The organism is Mesorhizobium sp. M2E.F.Ca.ET.209.01.1.1 (assembly GCF_004010375.2).
Lineage (GTDB): Bacteria > Pseudomonadota > Alphaproteobacteria > Rhizobiales > Rhizobiaceae > Mesorhizobium.
The window spans coordinates 435,592-447,429 of record NZ_SADP02000003.1; the positions used below are offsets into that span (position 1 = coordinate 435,592).

General features: G+C 63.9%; 13 protein-coding genes. 7 read left to right on the top strand and 6 right to left on the bottom strand.

Going from position 1 to position 11,838, the window contains the following annotated elements:
• The first annotated feature begins 24 nt into the window (after positions 1 to 24).
• Together yidD and blaOXA are read left to right on the top strand one after the other, a co-directional pair.
• Positions 25 to 399, top strand: coding sequence for a membrane protein insertion efficiency factor YidD (gene yidD, locus EN852_RS08290; protein WP_127874069.1), 375 nt, complete (start codon positions 25 to 27; stop codon positions 397 to 399).
• A gap of 143 nt (positions 400 to 542) precedes the next feature.
• Complete coding sequence (blaOXA, locus tag EN852_RS08295; protein ID WP_127874068.1) at positions 543 to 1,355, top strand: class D beta-lactamase; 813 nt, start codon at positions 543 to 545, stop codon at positions 1,353 to 1,355.
• 7 nt (positions 1,356 to 1,362) lie between these two features.
• On the opposite strand, the gene EN852_RS08300 is transcribed toward blaOXA, so the two are convergent.
• Entirely contained in the window at positions 1,363 to 2,202 is an 840-nt protein-coding gene (locus EN852_RS08300; RefSeq protein WP_246694214.1) for an SAM-dependent methyltransferase, read from the bottom strand.
• A gap of 220 nt (positions 2,203 to 2,422) precedes the next feature.
• Here EN852_RS08300 and thrS point away from each other — a divergent pair, with 220 nt between their 5' ends.
• Positions 2,423 to 4,399, top strand: coding sequence for a threonine--tRNA ligase (thrS, locus tag EN852_RS08305; RefSeq protein ID WP_127863613.1), 1,977 nt, complete (start codon positions 2,423 to 2,425; stop codon positions 4,397 to 4,399).
• 83 nt (positions 4,400 to 4,482) lie between these two features.
• Positions 4,483 to 5,424, top strand: a complete 942-nt coding sequence (locus tag EN852_RS08310; RefSeq protein ID WP_127874067.1) for a 1-acyl-sn-glycerol-3-phosphate acyltransferase — start codon at positions 4,483 to 4,485, stop codon at positions 5,422 to 5,424.
• A gap of 15 nt (positions 5,425 to 5,439) precedes the next feature.
• Here the strand turns inward: EN852_RS08310 and EN852_RS08315 are convergent, their stop codons facing one another.
• The gene (locus EN852_RS08315) at positions 5,440 to 6,405 is read right to left on the bottom strand and encodes a hypothetical protein (protein WP_127874066.1); all 966 of its coding nucleotides are present in this window, start codon (positions 6,403 to 6,405) and stop codon (positions 5,440 to 5,442) included.
• 171 nt (positions 6,406 to 6,576) lie between these two features.
• Between EN852_RS08315 and EN852_RS08320 the strand changes: the two genes are divergently transcribed.
• The gene (locus EN852_RS08320; RefSeq protein ID WP_127874065.1) at positions 6,577 to 7,161 is read left to right on the top strand and encodes a nitroreductase; all 585 of its coding nucleotides are present in this window, start codon (positions 6,577 to 6,579) and stop codon (positions 7,159 to 7,161) included.
• Positions 7,162 to 7,166: 5 nt separating this feature from the next.
• Here the strand turns inward: EN852_RS08320 and EN852_RS08325 are convergent, their stop codons facing one another.
• On the bottom strand, positions 7,167 to 8,048 hold the full coding sequence (locus tag EN852_RS08325) for a TetR/AcrR family transcriptional regulator (RefSeq protein WP_246694215.1): 882 nt from the start codon (positions 8,046 to 8,048) through the stop codon (positions 7,167 to 7,169).
• 17 nt (positions 8,049 to 8,065) lie between these two features.
• Between EN852_RS08325 and EN852_RS08330 the strand changes: the two genes are divergently transcribed.
• Positions 8,066 to 8,740 carry an isoprenylcysteine carboxylmethyltransferase family protein gene (locus tag EN852_RS08330; protein ID WP_127874064.1) on the top strand — a complete coding sequence of 225 codons (675 nt, stop codon included), beginning with the start codon at positions 8,066 to 8,068 and terminating at the stop codon, positions 8,738 to 8,740.
• Between the two features lie 2 nt (positions 8,741 to 8,742).
• Here the strand turns inward: EN852_RS08330 and EN852_RS08335 are convergent, their stop codons facing one another.
• Together EN852_RS08335 and EN852_RS08340 are read right to left on the bottom strand one after the other, a co-directional pair.
• Entirely contained in the window at positions 8,743 to 9,624 is an 882-nt protein-coding gene (locus tag EN852_RS08335) for a CoA ester lyase (RefSeq protein ID WP_127874063.1), read from the bottom strand.
• Positions 9,624 to 10,076 (bottom strand): MaoC family dehydratase, encoded by a 453-nt coding sequence (locus EN852_RS08340; protein ID WP_127874062.1) that lies wholly within the window; start codon positions 10,074 to 10,076, stop codon positions 9,624 to 9,626. Before EN852_RS08340 ends, EN852_RS08335 begins: the two co-directional genes overlap by 1 nt.
• Before the next feature lie 150 nt (positions 10,077 to 10,226).
• On the opposite strand from EN852_RS08340, the gene EN852_RS08345 reads away from it, so the two are divergent.
• A complete protein-coding gene (locus EN852_RS08345; protein WP_127874061.1) occupies positions 10,227 to 11,348 on the top strand; it encodes a DUF2336 domain-containing protein in 1,122 nt (373 codons plus the stop codon).
• A 15-nt stretch (positions 11,349 to 11,363) separates the two neighbouring features.
• On the opposite strand, the gene EN852_RS08350 is transcribed toward EN852_RS08345, so the two are convergent.
• On the bottom strand, positions 11,364 to 11,801 hold the full coding sequence (locus EN852_RS08350; RefSeq protein WP_127874060.1) for a VOC family protein: 438 nt from the start codon (positions 11,799 to 11,801) through the stop codon (positions 11,364 to 11,366).
• Positions 11,802 to 11,838: the final 37 nt, after the last annotated feature.

The following is an 11,838-nucleotide window of genomic DNA, read 5'->3' on the forward strand; positions in this document are numbered from 1 at the left end:
TGAACGCACCATGGAGCTGACTGGTTGACTGATCACCAGGGGCATACGCATAGCGCCCGGCCGATCCAGCGCGGACGCAATTGGCCGGGGCCATGGCGCAAGACGCCCGGGCGCATCCTCGGCACGTCGCTCGTGCGCCTGTATCAGTTGACGCTCTCAGGTTTCGTCGGCAACAGCTGCCGGCACCTGCCGACTTGCTCCGAATACGCGCATGAGGCGATCGCCCGTCACGGCCTGTGGGCCGGCGGCTGGATGGGGCTGTTCCGGGTCATGCGCTGCGGGCCGTTCGGAACGCATGCCATCGACCGCGTCCCGGAGGTGCTTGCGGCCCGCTATGTCTGGTTCATGCCCTGGCGTTACTGGCAAATCGGCAAGCGGCGCGGCGACCCCGAAATCTGATTGCATCGCCGTTACCCGGCCCGGATTTTAACGGTCCGGTAGGGTTAACGCGAAGCTGCACAAACATTGCCAATTTGAGACAAAATCGAGACAAGTCGCCTCGCTAAGCCGCTCCCGCAATCTCATACCGGAGTGACTTCGCCATGCGCCAGATGGACCGCTACCCCTTCATTTTTGCCATCGTCCTTTTCCTTCTGGCCTGGATGCTCGGCTTGCCGGTGCGGGCGCAATCGGCACCGCTCAGCGACATCCACTGTACGCTGATCCAGGATCAGCAAAGCGGCGAAACGCTTTACCAGGACGGTGTCTGCGACAAGCGCGTTAGTCCGGCCTCGACGTTCAAGGTGCCGCTCGCGCTGATCGGCTACGATGCCGGAATCTTAAGCGACGCGCACATGCCGAGCTGGGACTACAAGCCGGAATTCAGGGCGGCGAAGCGCGACCAGAAGACCGTCGATCCGACGATCTGGGAACGCGATTCCATCGTCTGGTACTCGCGCGAGATCACGCGGCGGCTCGGCGCCGAAAAGTTCGCCGACTACGTTTCGAAATTCAGCTATGGCAACAAGGACGTCTCGGGCGATGCCGGCAAGGAGAATGGACTGACGCAATCCTGGATCAATTCCTCGCTCGAAATATCGCCGGTCGAGCAGACGGAATTGCTGCGCCATTTCCTCGCGGGCAAGATGCCGGTGTCGGCGAGGGCGCATGAGATGACCAAGGCGATCCTGCCGAGCTTCGCGGCGGGGGACTGGGCGGTGCAGGGCAAGACGGGCAGCACGAGGCTCGGCCAGGACGGCAAGCGCTCGCTCGGCTGGTTCGTCGGCTGGGCCGAGAAGGACGGCCGAAAGATCGTCTTTGCCAGGTTGGTCGTCGATACGAAACGCACCGACGCGCCGAAAGGTCTCGCGACGCGAGCAAGCTTCCTCAAAGACCTGCCGCAACTGGTGAAGTAGCTTTTTCTCAGATGCTGCGGCGGGCGCGCAGGATGTGTCCGCCGGAATTGTTTTTGGTGCTCGGCGACCTGGCAAAACGGGCGGCGATGTCGCCGCTGTCGAGATCCTCGATATCATTGAAGCCGAGATCGGCGAGCGACTTGGCCAACTCATCGGGAACAAAGAGACTGATCCAGGGCTCGCCGATCGCCGCGACGCGCGCCGCGTAGAAGGCAAGCGTCGCCCGGCCCGCGGCGTCGCGGTTCCCGGCCGGCTCGCTGTAGTCGAAGACGACTTCCGAGCCGGCGACGCCGGCAATGTAGCCAAGCGTTGCAAAAATCGCTTCGCGCGTCAGGTAGGGCACGACTCCCAGCCAGATGAAGAAGCTCGGCTCATCCGGCTTCAGGCCCGCCGCCGCCAGTTCCCCTGCCAGGCTCTGGTGTTCGAAATTGACCGGCACGAAGGCGGCGCCGTCCGGCTCGGCAAGACCGGCCTCGGCGATGCGTTGGCGTTTCCAGGCCTGTGTGGCCGGATGATCGACCTCGAACACTGTGACGTCCGGATATGGATTGCGCAGCGAGAAGGTGTCGAGGCCGGCGCCAAGCACCACGACCTGGCGGACGCCGCGCCGCACCGCCGCCGCCAGCCAGTCTTCGGCAAGGCGGGCGCGTGATGTAACGAATAGGCGCATGCGACGGCCATGCTCGTCTTCCTGCGAGAGTTCCCCGGCGTTCGGCGCGGCCTCGCCCAGAATCGCAAGCGCATAGGGATCGCGAAACAGCGCCGCCTGCGGTGAAAATTGATGAAGAGCCCGCAAGCGCGCGACGCGCAGGGCGGTTCGGCTGGGTGATGCGTCTTCCATGTCCATATACAAGCCGCGCCGCGCGGCGTTCACAAGCCCGCGCGAAGCGCCCGCGACATCACTGGCGACATTTCCTGACGAGCCGCTCTTTACCTGGCGCGACACTGCCTCTAAAACCGCGCCGCTTGCCGGACGCCTCCGGCTAACCCTCTGCATGCGGCAAAGCATCCTGCGACATGCATTTCACCACCCGCGCTCGTTTGCGGGACTGGATAGGAGAACCCTGATGCCGAATTCCGTTTCCCTGACATTTCCCGATGGCTCGGTCCGCGACTACGACGCGGCGCTGACCGGCGCGGCGCTTGCCGAGTCGATATCCAAGTCGCTGGCCAAGAAAGCTGTCGCCTACAGCCTCGACGGTACTTTGCGCGATCTTTCCGATCCGCTCGGCAAGTCCGGCAAGGTCGAGATCATCACCCGCGAGGATCCGCGCGCGCTGGAGCTCATCCGCCATGATGCGGCGCATGTGCTGGCCGAGGCCGTGCAGGAGCTTTGGCCGGGAACGCAGGTGACCATCGGACCGGTGATCGAGAACGGATTCTACTACGACTTCGCCAGGAACGAGCCGTTCACGCCGGACGATTTCCCGGTGATCGAGAAGAAGATGCGCGAGATCATCCAGCGCAACAAGCCGTTCACCAAGGAAGTCTGGTCGCGCGAGAAGGCTAAAAAGGTGTTCGCCGACAAGGGCGAGCGCTACAAGCTCGAGCTGATCGACGCCATTCCGGAAGACCAGGACCTCAAGATCTACGCGCAGGGCGACTGGTTCGACCTCTGCCGCGGTCCGCACATGGCTTCGACCGGGCAGATCGGCAACGCCTTCAAGCTGATGAAGGTGGCCGGTGCCTACTGGCGCGGTGATTCCAACAATCCGATGCTGACGCGCATCTACGGCACCGCGTGGGCTGACCAGGCGCAGCTCGACGCCTACCAGACGCTGCTGGAGGAGGCCGAGAAGCGCGACCACCGCAAGCTCGGCCGCGAGATGGACCTGTTCCATTTCCAGGAAGAAGGCCCGGGCGTCGTCTTCTGGCACGCCAAGGGCTGGAAGATGGTGCAGAACCTGATCAACTACATGCGCCGCCGCCTGGACGAGCATGGCTATCAGGAAGTCAACGCGCCGCAAGTTCTGGACAAGAGCCTGTGGGAGACCTCGGGACACTGGGGCTGGTATCGTGACGCGATGTTCAAGGTGACCGTCGCCGGCGACGACACGGACGACGACCGCGTCTTCGCGCTGAAGCCGATGAACTGTCCCGGGCACGTGCAAATCTTCAAGCATGGGTTGAAGTCTTACCGCGAACTGCCCGTGAAACTTGCGGAGTTCGGCAATGTGCATCGCTATGAGCCATCCGGCGCGCTGCACGGGCTGATGCGGGTGCGCGGCTTTACGCAGGACGATGCGCACATCTTCTGCACGGAAGAGCAGCTGGCGGCCGAATGCCTGCGTATCAACGACCTGATCCTGTCGACCTATGCCGATTTCGGCTTCGACGAGGTGAGCGTGAAGCTCTCGACGCGGCCGGACAAGCGCGTCGGCACCGACGAGGCATGGGATCATGCCGAGGCGATCATGAGCAATGTGCTGGATACGATCCGCACGCGCTCCGGCAACCGCATCAAGACCTCGATCAATCCGGGCGAGGGCGCTTTCTACGGCCCGAAATTCGAATATGTGCTGAAGGACGCCATCGGCCGCGAATGGCAGTGCGGCACCACGCAGGTCGACTTCAACCTGCCGGAGCGCTTCGGCGCTTTCTATATCGGCTCGGATTCGGAAAAGAAGCAGCCGGTGATGGTGCATCGCGCCGTCTGCGGCTCGATGGAGCGCTTCCTCGGCATCCTGATCGAGAACTATTCCGGCCATTTCCCGCTGTGGTTCGCGCCGCTGCAGGTGGTGGTGGCGACCATCACCTCGGACGCGGACGAATACGCCCTGAAAGTCGTCGACCGGCTGAAGGCCGCGGGATTGCTCGCCGAGGCCGACCTGCGCAACGAGAAGATCAACTACAAGGTGCGCGAGCATTCGCTCGCCAAGGTGCCGGTCATTCTCGTCTGCGGCAAGCGCGAGGCCGAGGAGGAAACCGTCAATGTCCGCCGCCTGGGCTCGCGCGACCAGGAATCGCTGAAGCTCGGCGATGCGGTGAAGGCTCTCGCCGACGAGGCGGTCTCGCCGGATCGCAAGCGTCGCGCGGCAGCCTGACATACCAACACTTTCCAAAATGGCGGTGGCCGGTCCACCGCCATTTTCATATGCCTGTCACGCCAGCCCTGTAACTAGCCGCCATGCTCAAATTGAAACTGCGGGAAAGACGTTTTCCCGAGCTCTCCTATGCCAACCCGCATCAGCCGGTGCTGACGCGCTGGTTCATCCATTCCGTCGAGGGCCTGTCGGGGCGCGATCGCTTCGCCGTGCTTTATGATTTCTGGCGCCGGCAGGTGGTGCCGACCGGTGATCGCGTGTTCAGCCGTATGCTGGAACTGATCGACGTCAAGGTCCGCAACGCCGTGCAATGGCCGCCGGCGGCGCTGCCGGAGACACCGCTGGTAATCGTCGCCAACCATCCTTTCGGCATCGGCGACGGCATTGCGGTGCTGTCGCTGGTCGAGCAGCTCGGCCGGCCTTTCCGGGTCATGATCCACAAGGATCTGCTCAGGATCCGCGAGATGGAGCCCTTTTCGCTGCCTGTCGACTTTTCCGAGACCAAGGAAGCACTGAAGAACAACATGGCGATGCGCCACGAAGCGGTGCGGCTGCTGAAGGAAGGCGTCACTATAGTGATCTTCCCCGCTGGTGGTGTCGCCACCGCGCCCAAGGTGTTCGGTCGCGCCATCGACCTGCCATGGAAGATGTTCCCGGCCAAGCTGGTGCAGGAGGCCAAGGCCTCTGTGATCCCGATGCACTTTTCCGGCCAGAACGGCCGGCTGTTCCACCTCGTCAGCGGCCCCATGAACATGGCCGAGCGCGATAACCGCGTGGCCAAATTCATCGGCAGGACATCGCTGACGCTGCGCCTTTCCTTGCTTATCCGTGAGTTTGCCCGCCTGTCGGGCAAGGAGATCGAGGTGCGCATCGGCGATGTGCTGACATGGAGCGACCTCGAGCCGCTGCGCGACCGCAAGGCGCTGCTCGACCGCCTCTACCGCGCGGTGTTCGACCTGGCTGCGCCTGCTGCGCAGCGTGGCCGGGTTCCGTTCCTGCCGAAGCGAATGCGCAAGGCGGCCTGAAAGCGTGAGCTTGTTTTAGTCCGCGCCTTCTTCAGGGTCGATCGCGGACTGTTCATTGGCCAGAACCTCGATTTCCTGGTTCTGACCGGCGACGACCGTGAAATCCTTCTGGTAGATGCGGTCGCGGTTCTTGGCGATGATGGTGTACTGGCCCTCGGCCAGCACCATCGAGGCGAAGGCGCCGACCGCTTCCTTGATCGGGTCGCCGCTCTCGTTGAGCAGCGACCAGGACGTATCGGCAATGGCCTCGCCGCCGGGCTCGCGCACCAGCTTCATCGTCATCTCGGCGGCGCGGTGCTCGACGGTTGCCTCGGTCAGCTTGCCGGCCTCGACGCGGATATCGGAGCGGATCACGGCGTTGACCGCGCCATAGGTGGAGACGACGTGGTAGGTGCCGGCATTCAGCCGCACCACGGTGTTCGGCGCGACGTCGGGGGCGATCAGCGCCCGGTCGCCATTGGCCGCGAGATGGTCTTCATAGATCGAGAAGCGCAGCTTCTTCGACTGGATGGGCGCGCCGCCGGAGGTCACCGCGTCGAGCTTGAGGCCGCCGGCGTCGAGGACGAGGCTTTCGCGCCTGGCGTCCTTGCCGACGGTGATGCGTTTGGTGGCGCCGGCGCGTCCATAAGAGGCGTGGACGAGATAGCTGCCGGGGTCGAGCTGGAACACGGCCGTGCCGCCATGGGCTGAGGCCACCATCGGAAGCTTGCCGTCGCTTGACGGTTGCGGTTTGAACACCCGCCAGACAATGCCGCGGGTGATGTCGGCGCCCTTGTCGGTCAGTTGCGCTGACAGGGTGATGGCGCCGCCATTGCCAAGCGCCAGCGGTGCTCCCGTCTTCGGCGTCGCGTAGCTCGAAATGCCTGGAAGCTTGAGGTCGCCGACATCCTTGGCGTTCTGGGCCAACGCGAAGGAAACCGGCACCGCGAACAACGCGGCGACCAGCGCGATCACGAAAAGGCGCAGTGTCCCCTCAAACATGCCTTGCGTTGAAGCCCAAGCCGGTGGCAATTTCAAGGCCTAGAAGCGCGTCGCGCCGCGCGGCGGCTTCTTATCCGGCGCAAAAACGCCACCGCCCGAGCCGCCCGACATCCCGATGGCGTGCTTCAGCTCAAAATTGAATACTATAGAATGCTGAGGAGACTTGCGCCCATGGCGTCGCCGATCATCGACTTCCTGCTCACCCGCAATTCCGCGCCGATCCCCGACCTCAAGGAACCGGCACCGAGCGATGCCGAGATCGCGACGATGATCACGGCTGCCTCGCGCGTTCCCGACCACGGCCGGCTCGAGCCCTGGCGGTTCATCCTTTATCGCGGTGAGGCGCGCATCGAGATCGGCAAGAAGCTGGCAGCACTTGCCGAGCAGCGCGAGGGGCCGTTGCCGGAGGGCAGGCGCAACCAGGAGCTGGCGCGCTTCTCGCGCGCCCCGCTGGTGATCGGCGTCGTGTCGGTGCCGAAGGAGAACCCGAAGATCCCGCAATGGGAGATGTTCCTGTCGGGCGGCATGGCGGCCATGAACCTGATGATCGCGGCCAACGCGCTGGGCTATGGCACCAACATGATCAGCAACTGGTACTCCGACGTGCCGGAGGGCAGGGCGATCCTCGGGCTCTCGCCGCAGGAGCGCGTCGTCGGCTTCGTTCATATCGGCTCCTACCAGAGCCCGGCGCCGGAAAGGCCTCGGCCCGATCCAGCCAAGCTCTATGCCGACTACACCGGTCCCTGGGCGGGGTGAGCGGCCTAATGCCGCGAAGGAGCGTGGGCCAGCTCACGATCCTTCGATGTGCCCGCGCCGACGGCAGGATTGGAGCGGCGCGCTGTCATGACGGCGCGCACGTAGCCGGGCTCACCGATCCGGATGCTGCCGTCCGGCAGTCCTAGAATGCGGTCGAGCGCGATCTCGTAGAGCCTGACACGCCTTTCCAGGGCCTCGAGCGCGACGTCCATGTCGGCATCGTTGCCACCGGCGAACGCCTTGGCAACCACATCGTGGGTGGCCAGGCCGAACTGCATGACGATGTCGGCAACGCCCTCGGGATCGAAAGTCCGGAATGTTCCGTCTTCGACGCCCTGGCGGATGATCTCCACCAGGATCGGCGAGAAGGACTTGCTCGCGGCCAGGTTGATGCGGTGGAAAAGCACCAGGTTTTCCGCGCGAAACAATGTCTCGAACAGCGCCCATGCTTCCGGCGCGGTTTCGATCTTGGCCTGGCGCGATTGCGCGAGGAGCCCGTTCAGGCGCCCAAGCGGATCGAGGTCCGGATCGTCGAGAATCTTCTGGACACCGGCCAGCGCCTGCCTGGCGAAACGCTCCGCCAATGCCTCCAGCAGCGCCTCCTTGGAGGCGAAGTAGTGATAGAAGGCGCCTTTTGAGACGCCGGCGGCCGCGATGACGTCGTTGAGGCTCGCTTTGTCGTAGCCCTGCGTCAGGAACAGAGCCTGGGCATGGTCGAGCAGTTCTTCGCGCCTGAGTTCCGGATGTTTGATGATGCGGGGCATGGCGAAACCTTGTGCATGCGGCGGCCGTTCTCGTCCAGAGCGCCGGGCGTGCCTTGAGTTATAGACCATCGGTCGGTATAATAGACTACCGGTCGGATTCGGCCAAATCGCGGCTGGCGGCATGTCATGGAAGGTTCGTCATGATCTCGAGATTGGTTTTCCAGACATTCGTGTGGTTCGGTGTGATGGGCGCGCTGATGTTCGTGTCTGCAGGAACGCTGCACTGGTGGGGCGCCTGGGTGTACATAGTCGTGATGGTCGGACTGAGCCTCACTATGGGCGTGGCGCTCGCCCGGCGCGATCCAGGCCTGATGAACGAACGCCTTCGCCCGCCGATCCAGAAGACCCAGACCGCGGCCGACAAGATATTGCTGAGCATATTGCTGGTCGGCATCTTCGCCTGGCTGGCCCTGATGGGGCTCGACTTCCGATTCGGCTGGTCGGAAGCTCCCGTCTGGGTGCAGGCGATCGGCATGCTGGTCCTGCTCGTCGGCATCTGGGTCTGCTATCTCACGATGCTGGAAAACAGCTTCGCAGCGCCTGTCGTCAAGATCCAGGACGAGCGTGGGCAGAAGGTGATCAGCACCGGTCCATACGGCTATGTCCGCCACCCTATGTATGCAGGCGCCATACTTTATTTTGCCGGCACGGCGCTGGTGCTTGGCTCCTGGTGGGGGCTGGCAATGGTCCTCGTCTTCATCGTCCTGCTCGCCATCCGCACCTTCATCGAGGAAAAGACCTTGCGGACCGGGCTGCGGGGCTATGACGATTACGCCGCGCGCGTCCGCTACAAACTGATCCCGATGGTCTGGTAATCTCAGGCAGATGTGCCGGACGCCTTGGCGCGGGCCAGCAGGCGCTCGGCAAGGCGCAGATGCGGTCGGTCGTACATCTTGCCGTCGATGCCGACGACGCCCGGATTTCCTGCCGCCGCGAAGGCATCGACGATCGCCCGAGACCGCGCGACCGCTTCGGCAGACGGCGTGAAGGCGGCGTTGATGACCGGCACCTGCGCCGGATGGATCGCCATCTTGCCGGTAAAGCCGTCGCGCTCGGCCTCGCGGCATTCTTTCTCGAAGGCGGCCATGTCGCGGAAATCGGGAAAGACGGTGTCGATGGCAGCCACTTCGGCCGCGCCGGCCGCCAGGATGGTCATGGTACGCGCCAGGCGAAACACGTCGGTGTAGCGGCCCTTGTCGTCGCGGGCCGCGCGCGCGCCGATCGCCGCCGACAAATCCTCCGCGCCCCAGGTCAGGCCGGCGAGCCGTGCGCTCGCGCCGGCATAGCTCGCCGCCGCAAGCACGCCTGCGGCGGTCTCGGTGATGATCGGCAGGATTTTTATGCCGCCATCCGGCAGTCCGCTTTCGGCTTCGTGGACCCGAAGCTTTGCCACGAGTTGCTGGACATCCTGCCCGCTGTTCGACTTGGGCAGCATGATGCCGTCGGGTTTTGCAGGAACCAGGGCCGCGAGGTCGTCGTCGGTGAGGCCGGTGGACAGGTCGTTGATCCGGACATAGACGGCGGGACCTCTCCGGTGTCTTTTGTCGGAGATGAAACCGGCCGCGGTCGCGCGCGCCGCGACCTTGTTCGCGCCGGCGACGGAATCCTCGAGATCGACGATGACCACGTCGGCGCCGGCTCCGAATCCCTTTTCCAGCTTGCGCTCGGAATCGCCGGGCACGAACAGCAGCGAGCGCATCAGGCCGCCTTCTTCAGCATCATCGCCTGCCTGGTGCATCTGGCGACAAGAACGTCATTTTGATTGTAGGCGCGATGCTCGAACTCGACGATGCCGCGATCGGGTTTCGATTTGGACTCGCGCACGGAGACGACCGTCGTCTCGACCCGAATGGTGTCACCGTGAAAGACGGGGTGCGGGAAGATGGTTTCCTTCATCCCCAAATTGGCGACCGTGGTGCCGACCGTGATGTCGTTCACCGAAATGCCGATCATCAGGCCCAGCGTGAACAGCGAATTGACCAGCGGCTTGCCCCATTCGGTCTTCGCGGCGAAGTCGAAATCGATGTGCAAGGGCTGCGGGTTGAGCGTCATCACCGAAAACAGCATGTTGTCGCTCTCGGTCACGGTCTTGCGCAGTGTGTGATGGAAGACGTGGCCGATGACAAACTCTTCCAGATAAAGCCCGGCCATGGTCGATCTCCTCCACTTCCACCGCTTGATAGGCGTTGGCTGAGCCTCCATCAAGCCGGTTAAGAAACATGGTGAACCGTTCGTAAACCATTTCCAGCCTACCGTTCACAGCGGGGCCGGGACATTCTGGCAAGGGCGTAGCTGGTCGGCATGGTTGTTTCGCACTTTCTAAAATGGATTGATACGGCAAGGGTTTCCGAGCGCGCCGCCGCCGCGAGCGCATTGGCGCGCGCCTACATCAATTCCGATCTGCCGTTCGAGGACCGCTGTGCCGCAGAGGCGGCGCTGACGCTGCTTCTGGACGATGCTTCCGCCAAAGTGCGCCTGGCGCTCGCCGAGGCGCTGTCGATGAGCCGTCACGCGCCGCCGCAGGTGATCAGCGCGCTGGCCGCCGATCAGCCGGAAGTGGCGGCGCTGGTGCTGGCGCGTTCGCCGCTGCTTACCGATGCCGATCTGGTCGAGCGTGTCGCCTGCGGCCAGAAAGCGACGCAGAAGCTGATCGCCAACCGTCCGGTCGTCTCGATGTCGCTGGCGGCGGCAATCGCCGAGATCGGCGAGGCGGAGGCCTGCGCGGCGCTGGTCGGGAACAGCGGCGCGGAGATCGCTTCGCTCAGCTTCCGCCGCATGGCCGAGCGGCATGGCCACGTGCCGCTGGTGCGCGAGGCGCTGATCGCCGATCGCCGGCTGCCGGCCGACTGCCGGCATATGTTGCTGGTCAAGCTTGGCGAGACCCTGAAAGGGTCGCCACTGGTGCTGGCGATGATGGGCGCAGCGCGCGCCGATCGCGTGATGCGCGACGCCTGCGTGAAGGCCTCGGTGACGCTGATCGAGGGAACGCGCATGGAAGAGCATGCCGCGCTGATCGAGCATCTGAGGCTGCGCGGCGACCTCACCGCCAGCTTCATCATCCGCACCATTGCCCATGGCAAGGTCGACTTCTTCGGTTCGACGCTGGTGGCGCTTGCCCGACAGTCCGAGCAGAGGGTAACGGCACTTCTGGCCGGCGGGCACGACGTGGCGCTGCAGGCGCTGTTCCGCAGCGCCGGTCTTGCGCCGGCCACGCATGCCATCATGCTGCGCGCGCTCAAGATCTGGCGCGAGGTCGCCAATGGCCGGCGTGTCGCCGGCGTGCAGGAAGTGAGCTGGCTGATGCTGAAGGAACTTGGCGGGCAATCGGCCGAAGGCGATCTCGCCGGGCTGGTGAAGTCGATCCATCTCGACGCATTGCGTGAAAACGCGCGGGGGCACGCGCTGGCGATTGCAGCGGCCTAGCGCACATATCAGGTCTCAGCTGAGTTCCTGGGCAAGTCCGATGAGAAGCCCTTCAGGCCCACGGATGTAGCAGAGCCGATACGCGTCCTTGTACCGGACGACTTCGCCGACGAGCTCGGCGCCACGCTTGCGAAGCCTCTCCAGCGTGTCGTCGATGTCGTCCACGGCGAACATGACGCGGAGATAGCCCAGGGCGTTTACCGGGGCGTTGCGGTGATCGGCGACGACAGGCGGCCTGATGAAGCGGGACAGCTCGAGCCGGCCGTGGCCGTCCGGCATGCGCATCATAGCAATCTCGACATGCTGATCGCCCAGTCCAGTGACGCGTCCGGCCCATTCTCCTTCGATCGAGGCCTGTCCTTCGAGTTCAAGGCCGAGCTCGCGAAAGAAATCAATCGCCCCATTCAGGTCTTCGACGACGATTCCGACGTTGTCCATCCGTTTGAGCGCCATGTGTCCAACCTAAAAAGTGTCGACCAATCCAACAAGG

Bases quoted from the DNA above. Each gene is read 5' to 3' on its own strand.
- blaOXA (WP_127874068.1), top strand. From the start codon at position 543: ATGCGCCAGATGGACCGCTACCCCTTCATTTTTGCCATCGTCCTTTTC.
- EN852_RS08300 (WP_246694214.1), bottom strand. From the start codon at position 2,202: ATGGACATGGAAGACGCATCACCCAGCCGAACCGCCCTGCGCGTCGCG.
- thrS (WP_127863613.1), top strand. From the start codon at position 2,423: ATGCCGAATTCCGTTTCCCTGACATTTCCCGATGGCTCGGTCCGCGAC.
- EN852_RS08310 (WP_127874067.1), top strand. From the start codon at position 4,483: ATGCTCAAATTGAAACTGCGGGAAAGACGTTTTCCCGAGCTCTCCTAT.
- EN852_RS08315 (WP_127874066.1), bottom strand. From the start codon at position 6,405: ATGTTTGAGGGGACACTGCGCCTTTTCGTGATCGCGCTGGTCGCCGCG.
- EN852_RS08320 (WP_127874065.1), top strand. From the start codon at position 6,577: ATGGCGTCGCCGATCATCGACTTCCTGCTCACCCGCAATTCCGCGCCG.
- EN852_RS08325 (WP_246694215.1), bottom strand. From the start codon at position 8,048: ATGCCGCCAGCCGCGATTTGGCCGAATCCGACCGGTAGTCTATTATAC.
- EN852_RS08330 (WP_127874064.1), top strand. From the start codon at position 8,066: ATGATCTCGAGATTGGTTTTCCAGACATTCGTGTGGTTCGGTGTGATG.
- EN852_RS08335 (WP_127874063.1), bottom strand. From the start codon at position 9,624: ATGCGCTCGCTGCTGTTCGTGCCCGGCGATTCCGAGCGCAAGCTGGAA.
- EN852_RS08340 (WP_127874062.1), bottom strand. From the start codon at position 10,076: ATGGCCGGGCTTTATCTGGAAGAGTTTGTCATCGGCCACGTCTTCCAT.
- EN852_RS08345 (WP_127874061.1), top strand. From the start codon at position 10,227: ATGGTTGTTTCGCACTTTCTAAAATGGATTGATACGGCAAGGGTTTCC.
- EN852_RS08350 (WP_127874060.1), bottom strand. From the start codon at position 11,801: ATGGCGCTCAAACGGATGGACAACGTCGGAATCGTCGTCGAAGACCTG.